This is a genomic window from Arthrobacter sp. BC5 (assembly GCF_056680255.1).
This window is the reverse complement of record NZ_CM155273.1, coordinates 561,026-576,107: the sequence shown is the minus strand read 5'-3', so window position 1 is coordinate 576,107 and position 15,082 is coordinate 561,026. Positions and strand designations below refer to the sequence as shown.

General features: G+C 69.4%; 14 protein-coding genes. 8 read left to right on the top strand and 6 right to left on the bottom strand.

All coding sequences use genetic code 11. The annotated features are described in order from the left end of the window. Positions 1–31 precede the first annotated feature (31 nt). The 3 genes from AC1MFI_RS02465 to AC1MFI_RS02455 are packed head-to-tail and all read right to left on the bottom strand — an operon-like array spanning position 32 to position 3,130. Positions 32–1,168, bottom strand: coding sequence for an FAD-dependent oxidoreductase (locus AC1MFI_RS02465; protein WP_479819415.1), 1,137 nt, complete (start codon positions 1,166–1,168; stop codon positions 32–34). After that, positions 1,161–1,892, bottom strand: a complete 732-nt coding sequence (locus AC1MFI_RS02460) for a class I SAM-dependent methyltransferase (RefSeq protein ID WP_479819413.1) — start codon at positions 1,890–1,892, stop codon at positions 1,161–1,163. Before AC1MFI_RS02460 ends, AC1MFI_RS02465 begins: the two co-directional genes overlap by 8 nt. Beyond that, on the bottom strand, positions 1,889–3,130 hold the full coding sequence (locus tag AC1MFI_RS02455; protein ID WP_479819412.1) for a type III polyketide synthase: 1,242 nt from the start codon (positions 3,128–3,130) through the stop codon (positions 1,889–1,891). The genes AC1MFI_RS02460 and AC1MFI_RS02455 overlap by 4 nt, the downstream gene beginning before the upstream one ends. Positions 3,131–3,165: 35 nt before the next feature. On the opposite strand from AC1MFI_RS02455, the gene AC1MFI_RS02450 reads away from it, so the two are divergent. Together AC1MFI_RS02450 and AC1MFI_RS02445 are read left to right on the top strand one after the other, a co-directional pair. Next, positions 3,166–4,113 (top strand): SDR family oxidoreductase, encoded by a 948-nt coding sequence (locus tag AC1MFI_RS02450; protein WP_479819410.1) that lies wholly within the window; start codon positions 3,166–3,168, stop codon positions 4,111–4,113. A gap of 126 nt (positions 4,114–4,239) precedes the next feature. Then, positions 4,240–4,914 (top strand): hypothetical protein, encoded by a 675-nt coding sequence (locus AC1MFI_RS02445; RefSeq protein ID WP_479819408.1) that lies wholly within the window; start codon positions 4,240–4,242, stop codon positions 4,912–4,914. A gap of 115 nt (positions 4,915–5,029) precedes the next feature. Here the strand turns inward: AC1MFI_RS02445 and AC1MFI_RS02440 are convergent, their stop codons facing one another. Beyond that, positions 5,030–5,713 (bottom strand): transglycosylase family protein, encoded by a 684-nt coding sequence (locus AC1MFI_RS02440; RefSeq protein ID WP_479819407.1) that lies wholly within the window; start codon positions 5,711–5,713, stop codon positions 5,030–5,032. 463 nt (positions 5,714–6,176) lie between these two features. Further along, positions 6,177–7,394, bottom strand: a complete 1,218-nt coding sequence (gene fdhA / locus AC1MFI_RS02435) for a formaldehyde dehydrogenase, glutathione-independent (RefSeq protein ID WP_479819405.1) — start codon at positions 7,392–7,394, stop codon at positions 6,177–6,179. A gap of 181 nt (positions 7,395–7,575) precedes the next feature. On the opposite strand from fdhA, the gene AC1MFI_RS02430 reads away from it, so the two are divergent. Continuing rightward, positions 7,576–8,409, top strand: a complete 834-nt coding sequence (locus AC1MFI_RS02430) for an SDR family NAD(P)-dependent oxidoreductase (protein WP_479819403.1) — start codon at positions 7,576–7,578, stop codon at positions 8,407–8,409. Positions 8,410–8,453: 44 nt separating this feature from the next. On the opposite strand, the gene AC1MFI_RS02425 is transcribed toward AC1MFI_RS02430, so the two are convergent. After that, positions 8,454–8,867 carry a hypothetical protein gene (locus AC1MFI_RS02425; protein ID WP_479819401.1) on the bottom strand — a complete coding sequence of 138 codons (414 nt, stop codon included), beginning with the start codon at positions 8,865–8,867 and terminating at the stop codon, positions 8,454–8,456. A gap of 220 nt (positions 8,868–9,087) precedes the next feature. Between AC1MFI_RS02425 and AC1MFI_RS02420 the strand changes: the two genes are divergently transcribed. The 5 genes from AC1MFI_RS02420 to AC1MFI_RS02400 all read left to right on the top strand — a co-directional run bounded on the left by AC1MFI_RS02420 (position 9,088) and on the right by AC1MFI_RS02400 (position 15,080). Next, a complete protein-coding gene (locus tag AC1MFI_RS02420; RefSeq protein ID WP_479819399.1) occupies positions 9,088–9,351 on the top strand; it encodes a YegP family protein in 264 nt (87 codons plus the stop codon). 121 nt (positions 9,352–9,472) lie between these two features. Continuing rightward, positions 9,473–12,316: an aconitate hydratase AcnA gene (acnA, locus tag AC1MFI_RS02415; RefSeq protein ID WP_479819398.1), complete on the top strand. Its 2,844-nt coding sequence runs from the start codon at positions 9,473–9,475 to the stop codon at positions 12,314–12,316. 98 nt (positions 12,317–12,414) lie between these two features. Next, on the top strand, positions 12,415–13,080 hold the full coding sequence (locus AC1MFI_RS02410; RefSeq protein WP_479819396.1) for a GntR family transcriptional regulator: 666 nt from the start codon (positions 12,415–12,417) through the stop codon (positions 13,078–13,080). Positions 13,081–13,082: 2 nt separating this feature from the next. Then, on the top strand, positions 13,083–14,117 hold the full coding sequence (locus AC1MFI_RS02405) for a nucleoside hydrolase (protein ID WP_479819395.1): 1,035 nt from the start codon (positions 13,083–13,085) through the stop codon (positions 14,115–14,117). 117 nt (positions 14,118–14,234) lie between these two features. Next, positions 14,235–15,080, top strand: coding sequence for an ECF transporter S component (locus AC1MFI_RS02400; protein ID WP_479819393.1), 846 nt, complete (start codon positions 14,235–14,237; stop codon positions 15,078–15,080). Positions 15,081–15,082 lie beyond the last annotated feature (2 nt).

The following is a 15,082-nucleotide window of genomic DNA, read 5'->3' as shown; positions in this document are numbered from 1 at the left end:
GGCCGCTGCGGGGTTCTGCCGTTAACGGCTTCTACTGCATGGTGAAGGCGCGTGCTACTCCGCCATGGACGGCCTCGTTCCGGATGAGCGCCGCGAGCACCGCGTTGCGCGGGCGCAGGAGAGGTGCCGGCAGCGGGCGCCCCAGCGCCATGTTGATGTGGGCCTTGCGTCGGGCCAGGGCCGCCTGCGAGCGGCGTTCCTTTTCATACAGTGCGAGCCGCGCGGCGACGTCCTGCCCGTCCCGGACCGAGGCCGCGATGATCGGGACCAGCCGCTCGGCGTCCAGCCAGCCCAGATTCATGCCCTGCCCGCCGATGGGGGAGACCTCGTGCGCGGCGTCGCCGACCAGCACGGTGCGGCCGGCGACGAAGCGTTGCGCGAGACGGGACTGGACCTCGAAGGCGCTCAGCATCGAACTGGTGCGGGGATCGACGTCGACCCCGGTGCGTTCGCGGATGAGCCGCGTGAGGCCCTCCGCGGTCGGGCGTTCCTGCGGGCACCCGACCCGGACGACCCAGCGGCGGATGCCCCCGGGAAGGGGGAAGGACTCGACGATGCCGCCGGCTTCGAGGTAGAGGACGGCGTCGTCGCCGTCGTCGGTGGTGTCGTGGAAGTCGCCCATCACGTAGCAGTCCGGATAGCGGCGCGAGGGGGCGCGGATGCCGGCGTCGTCCCGCACCGAACTCCGGGCGCCGTCGGCCGCGACCAGGAGCCTCGCCTCGACGACGGCGTCCCCGTCCGGGCTCCTCGTTCCAACCAGGACCCGGCTGCCGGTGTCGCGCGTCGTGGTGACCGCGACACCGCGCCGCAGGGTACCGGGGAATTCCTCCCCGAGGCGGCGCTCGAGCACTTCCTCGGTGGTGGCCTGCGGTACGGCGAGGACGTACTTCTCGGCGCCGGGAAGCCTCGCGAAGGACACGGTGCCCACGTGCCGCCCGGCACTGCGGGCTCTGCCTTCCCGGATCCGTACCCCACGGGTGCGCAGCTCGGATGCTATGCCACCGGCCTCCAGAGCGCGCAGCGCAGGGGGGTGGATGCCGATCGCCCGCGAGTGCGTGCTGCGCTCCGTGCGGCGTTCCAGCACGACGGCGTCGAGCCCCGCCTGGCGCAGGAGCAGCGCCGTGTAGAGGCCTACCGGCCCGCCCCCGACGACGATCACGTCATGCACGGCTGCCGTCCTCCGGGCGGGCCCGGCGATCCAGCACGAGCTGGTTGATGAAGGGCATCGCTGTGCGCACCCGCCAGCCCTGCCGCCCGGAGACCGCCGTCCGCAGCTCGTCCGGCGTGTAGCTGCGGCGGATGGAGGTCAGCCCGTCCTGGCGGATGTAGGAGCCGGGAAGCGGCAGGGTGCCGGCCGAGAACAGGGTGTAGCCGAGCGGGTGGCGGGCGATGTCGCTGTGGACCGCGACGCGCGCGGCGAGCCGCTCGGAATCGTCGAGGAGGCCGGTGAACTCGTTCCGGTCGAGGTGATGCAGGACATGGTTGGAGACCACGGCGTCGAACACGGCACCTTCCGCGACGAGTTCCGAGCTCAGGGCACGGCGGAAGGACAGTCCCGGCAGCGGTGGGCGCGACGTCGCGAAGGCATGCGCCCGCTCGTCGGGGTCGATGGCCGTCACCTCCAGCGGGAAGCCGTCGAGGCGTGCCCAGCGCACGAGCACGCGGGGCACGTCACCTCCGCCCGACCCGATGTCCAGGAGGGTGTTGGTGCGGTCCGGCGAGAAGGCCGGCCGGAGGAGGGAGGTGTAGGTGCGGCGCCAGCCCGAGACGACGGCGTTGACGACGCCGAACTGGGCGTAGGTGCGCTCGAGCTTCCCGGGGTCGCAGTCGGGCCGGTCCATCTCCTCGATGGCGTCCAGGTCCCGCTGTGCGAGGAACCCTCGTCTGCTCATGCGCCCGCTTTGGTGAGGATGGGCTCGAGGTCCGCGGGGACGCCGACCTCGCGGGCATTCTCGAGGGGCGCATCCGTGTCCGAGGCCGAGGCCGCGCCGGGCGCGGCGGAGGCGCCGATCCTGGTCAGGAGCGCGGTCTCCACCGTGAGCCCGGGACCGAAGGCCATGGAGCAGATGCGGTTGTTCCCCTCGGACGCCGGCTGGTCCAGGATGTGCTTGAGCACGAACAGGACGGTGGCGCTGCTCATGTTGCCGTAGTCGCGCAGGGTCTCGCGCGCCGGCACGAGCTGTTCCTCCGTCAGCCCGAGCTTGGCCTCGACCTTGTCCAAAATGCTCCGGCCGCCCGGATGGATGGCCCAGTGCTCGATCTCGGAGTAATCCAGTCCCTCCAGGGATGCGTCACGCGCGAGCAGCGGTTCGAGCGCGCCGACGATGTGGTCGTCGATGATGTGGGGTACGTACGTGCCGAGAACCATCTCGAAGCCCTCGTCGCCGATGTTCCAGGCCATGGCTTCCTCGCCGACCGGCGTGAGGACCGTCTCGAAATGATCGAGGCTGAGGGCAGGACCGTCCAGGGGGATGTCCCGGGCGGAGACGATGGCGGCCGCGGCGCCGTCGGCGAACAGCGACGACCCCACGATGGTGTCGGGATTGTTCGAGGAGCGCACGTGGAGCGAGCACAGTTCGGCGGCGATCACCAGGACGACGGCGTCCGGATCCGCGTCGCAGAACGCCTTGGCCGACCGGAGGGCCGGGAAGGCCGCGTAGCAGCCCATGAAGCCGAGGTGGTAGCGCTGCACGGAGGGATCGAGGTCCAGGGCGCGCACCACCTTGTAGTCGGGGCCCGGCGCGAAGAACCCGGTGCACGAGGCCGTGACGACGTGCGTGATGTCCGACGCCTCGATGCCTGGCGCCGCATCCAGCGCCTTGCGCGCGGCCTCGACGAAGAGCTTGGTCCCCGCCTCCGCGTAGACCTCGTTGCGGGCCTTGGTGCTCGGGGACAGGATCCTCAGTTCCTTCTGGTCGAAGAAGAGGGGATCGTCGAACGAGCGGTCCAGCGTCAGTTCCTCGAGGACCGTATAGCGGGTCTCGATCCCGGAGGAATCGAAGGCCGCCCCGACCAGTCGCTGTCCGAGCCTCGTGAGGCCCGGCTGGGCTGCGAAGACGTCGCGGACCTGGGGCTGCACCATGATCGTGCTGGGTACGGCTGTTTCGAGGGACCTCAGGATCACTGTCATACGTCCATTACTAGAGGACTAACGCGACAAACACAATGACAGTAGGCTTAGTGTTCACCCCGGCCACCATCGTCAGGAGCACCATGGGCAACGATCCGTCAGGCACGCTCGACCAGGAGGACCCGCGAGGCCCCGCAGTGGACGCGTCCCCGGAACTGCAGGAGTATCCAGGCTTCACCGAGCGCATGGATCCGCGCCCGGACCACGGCGAGGACAGCTACACCGGGCACGGGCGGTTGACGGGACGCCGCGCCTTCATCACCGGCGGCGACTCCGGGATCGGCCGCGCCGTAGCCCTCGCATTCGCCCGCGAGGGTGCCGATGTGGCCATCGGCTACCTGCCGGCGGAGGAGGAGGATGGCGCCAGCTGCCTCGAGCTGATAAGGGCCGAGGGGCGCACGGCGCTGGCGGTGCCCGGCGACCTCCGGGACGAGGCCTATGCATCCTCCGCGGTCCAGCAGGTGGTGGAGGGCCTCGGCGGCATCGACATCCTCGTGAACAACGCCGGGTTCCACATCGCGCAGCCCAACGGGCTTCCGGACATCGATGCGGACCAGCTGCGGCGCACCTTCGAGACGAACGTGTACGGCACCATCTGGCTCACGCAGGCGGCCCTGCCGCACCTCTCGGAGGGGTCCTCGATCATCAACACCACCTCTGTGCAGGGGTACCACCCGTCGACGAGCCTCATGGACTACGCGGCCACGAAGGCGGCGCTGAACAACCTCACGTTCAGCCTCGCCCAACTGCTGGGGGAACGCGGCATCCGCGTGAACGCTGTGGCGCCCGGGCCCATCTGGACGCCACTGCAGCCCGCGACGACGACCAGCGAGAAGCTGGAATCCTTCGGGGAAGGCACCCCGCTGGGGCGGATGGGTCAGCCGGCCGAGCTGGCGGGAGCCTACGTCTTCCTGGCCTCCAACGACGCACGGTACGTCTCGGGGGAGATCCTGGGCGTGACCGGCGGCAAGCCCCTGGCCTGAGCCTGGTCCGGCCCGTGGTGCGTGTTCCCCGGGCCGGACCAAGCCGAGTACGTTCCTGCGACGAATCCCAGCTATCAGCGCCGGAGGTTCGCAATCCGGCGGCCGGCTCATACGGACGGGTTGATCGTGGAACTTCGAACTGCACTGTTACCGGGGCATCGACGCGCCCTGCCCGCCCTCGTCCTCGCCGCCTCCCTGGCGCTCGCCGGGTGCGGCGCGGCCGAGGAGAACCCGTTGGGTGTGAACACGGCGGCAGGGGCGGAGGCCCGGGCCGCGGGCCCCGAGACGGCCGACGACGGCGGCGACGCGGCGCCCGTGGGGAACACGCTGGGCGAGGACCCCCTCAACGTTGGCCTCGATGGTGCCGAGCTCTGCGGAGTGCAGCCCGACGACAGTCGCCTGCGGTACACCGTGATGCTCCACAACCCCACCCTCGAGACGTTCACGTTCGGCGAGATGGCGCTGGGCGATCCCCAGGGTCTGGACATCCTCTCGTCCATGGTGCAGACCGCCAACCGCGAGGGGCACCACCACCCGGGGGCCGAGGCGGGCGCCCACGAGGCGCACACCCCCGCACCTGCGCCGACGGCCACGCAGGAGCCCATCGGCCCTCCCGTGCCTGCAGCCGGATACCGGTTCGAGCCCGACGCCCACGTCAACATCATCGTCACCGTCGAACTCGCGGAGGGCGCCACGCACGGCAGCGCCGACAACATCCTCGTGGCCTTCTCCTCGAAGGAGCGGGACTACTCGGTGGCGCACAACCTGAAGATCGACGTCGACGCGACCTCCTGCAGCTGATGCTCCGTCCCGCAGACGAAGAAGCCCCCGGCTCCTGAGGAGACGGGGGCTTCTTCGTGCGACCTGTGCCGGACAGCGACCGCGGAGCGGACGTGGGCGGCGACGGCCTGCCGGACTATGCCGGGAGCTGCAGGACGTGACCGGTGAAGATCAGGTCGGCGTGGATGACGGTGTCGGCATTGGCGGCGAAGAGTGCCTGCCATCCGCCGTTGACGCCGAGCTTCTCGGCGATGGAGCTGAGGGTGTCACCCGACTGGATGGTGTAGGTCTGGCCGCTCAGGGAGACAGGAGCAACGACCGGCGCCTGGACCTGCACGGGAGCCTGGACCTGAACCGGCGCCTGGACCTGGACGGGTGCCTGGACCTGGACGGGTGCCTGGACCTGGACGGGTGCCTGGACCTGGACGGGTGCCTGCTGGACCTGGACCGGTGCGGGCTGGGCCTGCACGGAGCTGGTCGAGGGTGCGCCGCTCAGGCCGAGCTTCGCCGAGCATGCGGGCCATGCGCCCCAGCCCTGCATCTGCTGGAGGTTCGTGGCGACGCGCTTCTGCTCTGCGGGGCTCGCCTGGGCGGGGGAGCCCGATCCGCCGGCGGCGTTCCAGCTCGACTGCGAGAACTGCAGTCCGCCGAGGTAGCCGTTGCCGGTGTTGATGCTCCAGTTCCCGCCGCTCTCGCACTGCGCGAGCTGGTCCCACGTGTCCGCGTTCGCTGCGCCGGCTGCTGCGCCCAGGCCGAGGCCGGTGAGTGCTACTGCTGCGAGTCCGCGACGGGCGCTGGTGCTGAATTTGTGTGTATTCATGGGGTTACGATGCTCCGAAAGGCCACCCGCACTAGGTCCGTCCCCGGACTTCTTCGCGCCGCTGCTCACCTTGACGGTATAGAGGTCATGGTTCGGCAGCCACCTGTTGAGCAACGAGCGGTGGAGGGCGGTGCCGGGCATACATCGCTGCTCGATTGTCGGCAGCTTCTTCGCTTCCCCGGACGGGGAACTACCTCCCACCGTAGGCCATTTCTCATTCGTTGCCAAACCGGTACGGCGCGGTGCTTGACTTTGGTAAAAATTGAGGGAAGAAAAAGTGGCTGTCGTGAGGATCCTCTGGCACACTAGCGCCCCGCAGTTCGAGCGGGCGCAGGAAAGGCCCGGACACCTCGTGCCCGGGCCCTCGCCGCTCCGTCGATACCGGCGTCGCCGCCGCCTCGACGCCCGCGTCACAGCGGGGTTTCCTACCGCCTCGACGTCCCCTTCATGCCGGACGCGTCGATCAGGCCGCCACGTAGCCGTGCGGATCGAGTACGTACTTCGTCGCAGCGCCGGCGTCGAACTCCTCGTAGCCGCGTGGCGCCTCCTCGAGCCCGATCGGTTTCGCATTGACGGCCTTGGCGATCGACACCTTGTCATGCAGGATCGCCATCATGAGCCCCCGGTTGTACCTCATGACCGGGCACTGGCCCGTGGTGAAGGACAGCGACTTCGCCCACCCGGTGCCGAGGCTGATGGACAGGGAACCCACCTTCGCGGCGTCGTCACCCGCTCCCGGGTCGCTCGTGACGTAGAGCCCGGGAATGCCCAGGGCACCGCCGGCCGCGGTGACCTCCATGAGGGAGTTGAGCACCGTGGCAGGGGCCTCGGTGGCGGAGCCCTTCCCGTGTCCGCGCGCCTCGAATCCGACGGCGTCAACGCCGCAGTCGACCTCGGGGACGCCGAGCAGTTGCTCGATCTGGTCACGGGGATCGCCCTTGGAGACGTCCACTGTTTCGCAGCCGAAGCTCCGCGCCTGCGCCAGCCGGCCCTCGTTGAGATCGCCGACGATGACCACGGCGGCACCGAGCAGCTGTGCCGAGACGGCGGCCGCGAGGCCCACCGGGCCGGCACCCGCGATGTAGACCGTCGAGCCGACCCCCACCCCGGCTGTCACGGCACCGTGGAAACCGGTGGGGAAGATGTCCGAGAGCATCGTCAGGTCGAGGATCTTCTCGAGGGCCTGGTCACGGTCCGGGAACTTCAGCAGGTTCCAGTCGGCGTAGGGAACCAGGACGTATTCGGCCTGGCCGCCGACCCAGCCTCCCATGTCCACATAGCCGTAGGCGCTGCCCGGCCGGTCGGGGTTCACGTTGAGGCAGATACCGGTCTTGCGCTCCTTGCAGTTGCGGCACCGGCCGCACGCGATGTTGAAGGGGACGGAGCAGATGTCGCCCTTCTTGATGAATTCGACGTCTCGTCCCACCTCCACGACCTCTCCGGTGATCTCGTGGCCGAGCACGAGGTCGGCTGGTGCCGAGGTGCGGCCACGCACCATGTGCTGGTCCGAGCCGCAGATATTGGTGGTGACGGTCTTGAGGATCACCCCGTGGTGAACGGGCCGGCCGACATTGGCCGGGTTCACCCCCGGTCCGTCCTTGAGTTCGAAGGTGGGATAGTCGATGTCGATGACCTCGACCTTCCCTGGTCCCTTGTACGCAACAGCCCTGTTACCGCTCATGGAACTTCCTCTCGTGCCTGCTTCTATGCGCCCGGAGCTTGGGCGCCGGGGTGCCGGCGTGCGGGTGTCGATGCCCGCAGCTCGCCGGTAGTCCCGAACCTACAGCCCAAGGGGTCGCGCCGACGTTGCATCACCAGCAGGCGGCCTTGCGCGGCAGGTCAGGGCGGGGGAGGCTGGAGCGATGACCGGGACTGCGCTCATCACGGGGGCCACCTCCGGCATCGGGGCCGAGTTCGCGCGGCAGCTCGCCGCCCGTGGCTGCGACCTGGTGCTGGTGGCCCGGAACGGCGATGCGCTCGGGGAATCGGCGGCCGCCCTGCGCAGGCAGTGGGGCGTGGAGGTCGAGACGATCACTGCGGACCTGCTCGACGACGACGGCCTGGAGCGCGTCCTCACGCGACTGCGGGCGGACGCCCCTCGGACGGGCCCCGGGAAGGGAACCGAGCCCGCATCCGAGGCGGGAGTCCGGGAAGGGGAGCGGGCAGCACCGACAGCGGTCACGGTGCTCGTGAACAATGCCGGCTACGGATTGGTGAAACCGTTCGCCGACAATCCGCTCGACGACGAGATCCGCCACCTGCGGATCCACGTCGAGGTACCCCTGTCCCTCGCGCATGCCGCCCTCCGGTCGATGCGGCCCCGCCGGGCCGGAACGATCATCAACGTCGCGAGTGTCGCGGGCTTCACCCCGAGGGGGACGTACGGCGCGGCCAAGGCGGCCGTGATCAGCTTCAGCCGCTGGGCGAATCTCACCTATGGACCGGAAGGAATCGGGGTGACGGCGGTCTGTCCTGGCTTCGTCCACACCGAGTTCCACCAGCGGATGGGTGTCGACATGGCGGGCGTGCCCTGGCCGCTGTGGCTCGACGCCGGGCTGGTGGTCCGGGAAGCACTGCGGGACACCGCTGCGGGCAAGGCCGTCTCCATCCCCAGCCTGCGCTACAAGGCCTTGACGGCAGTCGCGCGCGTTGCGCCACCGTCCGTCGTGGCGAGGCTGGTGCAGCGGGGTCGCTGACCGTGCGGCACGATCCGCCGCACGGTGGCGCAATTCCGCTGATGTCAGTCCTTCGCCCCGCCGCCGTCCCACGCGTCGGGCTCGGCCAGGGCGTCCTCGGGGTGCCGGTCCTCGTCCGGATCCTCCGGTGACCCGTCACCGTTGAAGGCGGCGGGCACGGTACCCGCCGTATGGGTCCCCTGCTCGTCCCGGATGCTTGCCGCCTCGTGGACGGCCGATCCCGCCGAGGGGTCGAGGACGGCCTCGCGCCGGTCCCCGTCGGGGCGGCCGTTCTCCCCCTCGCCGGATCCCCCGGTGGTCGTCGGGGGCGCTGCCCCTGCGCCGCCGTCGTGCCCGGAGCCCTGCCCGCTCCGCCGGGCTTCCTTCTCCAGGGGCGGGACGGGTACGGCCGGGCCGAGGGGATGCTCGGCGGGAAGGCCTGCGCCGCCGGGATTGCCGGCGCTGCTCGAGTCGGTCATGGTGCTCCTTCTGGTCGGCGCCGGAGTTCCGACGACGGTCGGACGGGACGGCGGTGGCACCGGGAACACTACGCGACGGGCCACCCGGCTGCCGCAATGTGTCCCTGCTGTCCAGAACGCCTTCACCCGGGATCGCGGGAGATGCAGAACAGGTCGATAAGTATGCTTATGATAAGGCACCACAGATCGATGAAGATGCCCCTTACAAGGAGGTAGGACGATGGCAGGTTACTTCAAACTGGTGGACGCCCATGACGACGGTTTCCGCGTGAAACTCACCGCTCCGGATGGAACGCTCGTCGCGGTCTCCACCTTCTACGCCTCGAAGGAAGAGGCCATCGCGGGGATCGAACTCATCCGTGAGATCGCGGGCACCGGCCCCGTGGTGGACCACAGCCGGGTCGAATCATCGGATCAGGACGAACTCTTCTTCGGATTGCAGGGCACGCCTAGGTCGGAAGGCGCAGTGCGCCACGACGCCTGACGGCAGCTCGACCCGACCGGGATCGGAGTCGTAGGGCGACACGGTGTACGACTGTATACAGTGCCGGGGATGTGGAATAGGATGGGGCTATTCCACAATCTCTCTGAAGGGAGCCAACGTCATGTCGACCGCGGACTCATTCGGCGCGAAGGGCGTACTCGATGTCGCCGGCGCTGAATACGAAATTTTCAGGTTAAGCGCGGTCGAGGGCGCCGAGAACCTCCCGTTCAGCCTCAAGGTCCTGCTCGAGAACCTGCTGCGCACCGAAGACGGCGCGAACATCACCGCGGACCACGTCCGTGCCCTCGCGCAGTGGGACGCTGCGGCCGAGCCCAGCACCGAGATCCAGTTCACCCCTGCACGCGTCATCATGCAGGACTTCACGGGCGTCCCGTGCGTCGTCGACCTCGCAACGATGCGTGAGGCTGTCGCAGACCTCGGCGGCGACCCCAAGCGCGTCAATCCCCTCGCACCCGCCGAGATGGTCATCGACCACTCGGTGCAGATCGACGCCTTCGGCAACGCCGGAGCCCTCGAGCGCAACATGGAGATCGAGTACCAGCGCAACGGGGAGCGCTACCAGTTCCTCCGCTGGGGCCAGACCGCATTCGACGACTTCAAGGTCGTACCGCCGGGCATGGGCATCGTGCACCAGGTCAACCTCGAGTACCTGGCCCGCACCGTCATGACCCGCGAGGTCGAGGGCGTTCTCCGCGCCTACCCCGACACCTGCGTCGGCACCGACTCGCACACCACGATGGTCAACGGCCTGGGTGTCCTCGGCTGGGGCGTCGGCGGCATCGAGGCCGAGGCCGCGATGCTCGGCCAGCCCGTCTCCATGCTCATCCCGCGCGTCGTCGGCTTCAAGCTCACCGGCGACATCCCCGCCGGTGCCACGGCGACCGACGTCGTCCTGACCATCACGCAGATCCTGCGCAAGCACGGCGTGGTCGGCAAGTTCGTCGAGTTCTACGGCGAGGGTGTCGCCTCCGTGCCCCTGGCCAACCGCGCGACCATCGGCAACATGAGCCCCGAGTTCGGCTCCACCGCCGCGATGTTCCCCATCGACGACGTCACGCTCGACTACCTGCGCCTCACGGGCCGGCCCGCCGAGAACGTGGCCCTCGTGGAGGCCTACGCCAAGGAGCAGGGGCTGTGGCACGATCCGTCCCGCGAGATCCGCTTCTCCGAGTACCTCGAACTGGACCTGTCGACCGTCGTCCCGTCGATCGCCGGACCGAAGCGCCCGCAGGACCGCGTGGAGCTCAGCAAGTCCAAGGACCAGTTCCGCGAGGACCTGCGCAACTACTCGAACGACCCCGACCTGGACTTCGCGCCCGGCGGAACCGTGGACGAGTCCTCGCAGGAGAGCTTCCCCGCCTCCGATTCGCCGAGCTTCACGCCCGGCACGACGTCGTCGGTCACGGACGAGAACTCCGAGCCCCGCGAGACCGTCCAGGCGGGCGGGGGCGAGTCCACGCGCCCGTCCAAGAAGGTCAGCGTGACCATGAAGGACGGCCGCGAGTTCGAACTGGACCACGGTGCCGTCAGCATCGCGTCGATCACCTCCTGCACCAACACGTCCAACCCGTCCGTCATGCTCGCCGCCGCTGTGCTGGCGCGCAATGCGGTCGAGAAGGGCCTCGTGTCCAAGCCGTGGGTCAAGACCTCCGTGGCTCCGGGCTCCAAGGTCGTCACCGACTACTACGAGAAGTCGGGCCTGATCCCGTACCTGGAGAAGCTCGGCTTCTTCACGGTCGGCTACGGCTGCGCCACGTGCATCGGCAACTCCGGTCCGCTGGAGGACGAGATCTCGCAGGCCATCCAGGACAACGACCTCGCTGTCACCGCCGTCCTGTCCGGTAACCGCAACTTCGAAGGACGCATCAACCCGGACGTGAAGATGAACTACCTGGCCTCGCCGCCGCTGGTGGTCGCCTACGCCCTCGCCGGGACCATGGACTTCGACTTCGACAACGAGGCCCTCGGCCAGGACGAAGCCGGCAACGACGTCTTCCTCAAGGACATCTGGCCCAACCCGGTCGAGGTCCAGAAGGTCATCGACAGCTCCATCGACGAGGACATGTTCACGTCGAGCTACCGGACGATCTTCGAGGGCGACGAGCGCTGGCAGTCCCTGCCCACGCCCGACGGCGCCACGTTCGCGTGGGATCCCGAGTCCACGTATGTGCGGAAGCCACCGTACTTCGAGGGGATGCAGCGCGAAGCGAGCCCGGTCGAGGACATCGACGGAGCCCGCGTGCTGCTGAAGCTCGGCGACTCGGTCACCACCGACCACATCTCGCCCGCGGGATCGTTCAAGTCGGACACCCCGGCCGGCCGCTACCTCACCGAGAAGGGCGTGCAGCGCAAGGACTTCAACTCGTACGGCTCGCGCCGTGGCAACCACGAGGTCATGATCCGCGGCACGTTCGCGAACATCCGGATCAAGAACCAGCTGCTCGACGGCGTCGAGGGCGGGTTCACGAAGGACTTCTCGCAGCCGGACGCGCCGCAGGCCGCCGTGTACGACGCCGCCGAGAACTACCGAGCGGCGGGCACGCCGCTGGTGGTCCTCGCCGGCAAGGAGTACGGCTCCGGCTCGTCGCGTGACTGGGCCGCCAAGGGCACCGCACTGCTGGGCGTCAAGGCCGTCGTCGCCGAGAGCTACGAGCGCATCCACCGCTCGAACCTGATCGGCATGGGCGTCCTGCCGCTGCAGTACCCAGCGGGCCAGAATGCCGAGTCCCTGGGCCTGACCGGTACGGAGACCTTCGCGGTCAGCGGAGTCACCGAGCTCAACGAGGGACGCACGCCGCGCATCGTGCACGTCACCGCGACCCCGGCCGACGGCGGCGCGGCGATCGAGTTCGACGCCGTCCTGCGCATCGACACGCCGGGTGAAGCGGACTACTACCGCAACGGCGGCATCCTGCAGTACGTGCTGCGCCAGCTCGCCAGCTAGCGCACCCGCGGTCCGGGCCGGGAGTTCCACCTCCCGGCCCGGACCGTCCGCAGGGCACCCGTCCTGCGACCGATCCGCGAGACCACCGAGGGGGTGCCATGGCCGAGTCCACAGAACTGTCGGCGCGCGTGGACGGCGACGCCATCTTCCGCGTCCTCCGCAGCGAGATCCTCGCCGGCGTGCACCCGCCCGGAACGGCACTGCGGGAAGTGGTCATCTCGGAACGCTTCGGCGTATCGCGGACCCCCGTCCGCGAAGCACTCAGCAGGCTGCAGCACGAGCGTCTCCTCGAACGCGCTGCCCGCGGTCTCCAGGTCCCGCAGATCGACCCCCAGGAGGTCATCCAGATCTACGACCTCCGCGTCATGCTCGAGGAGGAAGCCGCCGGGCAGGCGGCACTCAACCGGGGAGCGGCCGACATCATGCGGCTCGAGGCGCTCCTGGAACGCGACCGCGCCGTCGTGGACCCCGATGACACCACCAAGGTCACCAACAACCTCGAATTCCACACCTCCCTGTGGTCCGCCGCACGCAACCCCGTCCTCATGGACCTCCTGCAGCGGCTCTCGACCCACCTCATCCACACCCCGCGCTCCACCCTCTCGGTGGGAAACCGGTGGCAGGAAGTGCTCCAGGAGCACGAGGCGCTCATCAGCGCCATCACGGAGCGGCGCAGCGACGACGCGCGCGCGATCGCCCGCACCCACATGGAGACGGCCCGAACGCTGCGCCTGCAGCTGCTCCGCACCACCGCGGCGGACTGACCGTGCCCGATCCCCGCCGGCGCCTCCTGCTCGACGTCGACACCGGCATCGACGACGCCGTCGCCCTCCTGTACCTGCTCGCGACGCCGGGTGCCTCCGTGGAAGCCATCACCTGTACCGCCGGGAACGTCGGCGCCCGGCAGGTCGCCGTCAACAACCTCGCCCTGCTCGAGCTGTGCGGTCACGCCGGCGTGGAGGTGGCCATCGGCAGCGAGGTGCCGCTCGAGATCCCCCTGGTCACGACGGAGGAGACCCACGGAGACCAGGGCATCGGGTACGCCGCGCTGCCGCCTCCGCGCGGGCACATCTCCGGCCGCCACGCCGTCGACGTCTGGCTCGAGGCGGTCCGTGACCACCCCGGGCAGATCACCGCGGTGGTCACGGGCCCGCTGACCAACCTCGCCCTGGCGCTCCGCGCCGAGCCGGACCTGCCGATGCTCCTGAAGGGCCTGGTCATCATGGGTGGGGCGTTCAACTACCCGGGGAACACGACGCCGGTCGCCGAGTGGAACACGCACGTCGACCCGCACGCCGCCAAGGAGGTCTATGCCGCCTACGAGGGACTGCCGGTCGAGAAGCTGCCCATCGTATGCGCACTCGAGACCACGGAGCGGATCGAGTGCACACCGGTGCACGTCGACGCCGTCTCCCGCGCCGCCGGCGCCGGGCCGGAGCGGCTGGACCCGGACGAGGCCGAGGGAACACGCAGCACGAGTGGCAACGCCGTGGTCGCCTGCCTGTCGGACGCCCTGCGCTTCTACATGGAGTTCCACCGCCTCTACGACCAGGGCTACATCGCGCACCTCCACGACCTGTTCGCCGCGATGGTCGCGACCGGGGAGGCGGGTTTCGAGGAGCGGCTTGCAACCGTGGACGTCGAGACGGGATCCCCCCTGACCTTCGGGCAGACGGTCGCGGACTTCGCGGGGATGTGGAAGCGGGCGCCCAACGCGCGGATCGTCACGGGCAACGACCCCGCGGCGGTCTTCGACCTGATGGTCCGCAGGCTGTCGGACCTCGCGAGGATGCACGGCTGAGCCCTGCTCGCAGCGGTGCACGCCCCGGTACACTGGTAGCTGCCCGCGTCGACGCGTGGCCGGCGCCGAGGTGACATGAGGTGCGTCCTCCCCAGTCCATCGCGCCCAAGGAACATCATGAGTTCATCCCTGACCCTTGCCACCACGTCCACCGGGCAGCGTCCGCGGCGGCTGCTCCTGGCCCTCGGCGGGGCCCTGATCGTCGCCACCTACCTGTTCCTCGTGATCGTTCAGCCCGCCGAGATCGCCGGCGGCATGGGCAGCGTGGCGTCGCTCGTCTCGTTGTTCGGGTTCCTCGGTGGCGGCGCGCTGCTGGTCGGCGGGATACTGCCGATGCTCAGCACGAGCTCCCTGGTGGTCATGCCGATCGGCATCGCCCTCAACATCGCGATCGGGCAGATCGCCGGCTCGCTCGGCATGCAGATCTACCTCGATGCGATCGGGACCGTTCTCGTCGCCGTGCTGGCCGGGCCCGCGGCCGGAGCCGCCACGGGAGCCATCAGCAACGCCATCTGGGGCCTCTTCAACCCGTTCGCCCTGCCCTTCGCTGCCGGTGCCGCGCTGATCGGGCTGCTCGCAGGCATGGCGGCGAAGTACGGCGCGTTCCGACGCGTCTACCTCGCGCCCGTCGCGGGCCTCGTGGTCGGCGCGATCGGCGGGCTCGTCGCGGCGCCGGTGGCCGTCTTCATGTTCGGCGCGGCCGGGACCTTCGGCACCAACGCGATCATCGCCGTGTTCCGCTCCATGGGGGACAAGCTGCTCGTCGCCGCCACCAAGCAGGGCCTGCTGTCGGACTCGCTGGACAAGATCGTGGTCTTCGTCGTCGTCGCCCTGATCGTGTACGCGCTGCCGCAGCGCGCCGTGCGGCAGTTCCCGTTCGCGCGGAACCACCGCGTGCTCGGCACGCGGAGCGGGGAGCGCACCGCCGAGCCCGTGCGCGGACAGGGCGCCGGCGCCGCCTGAGC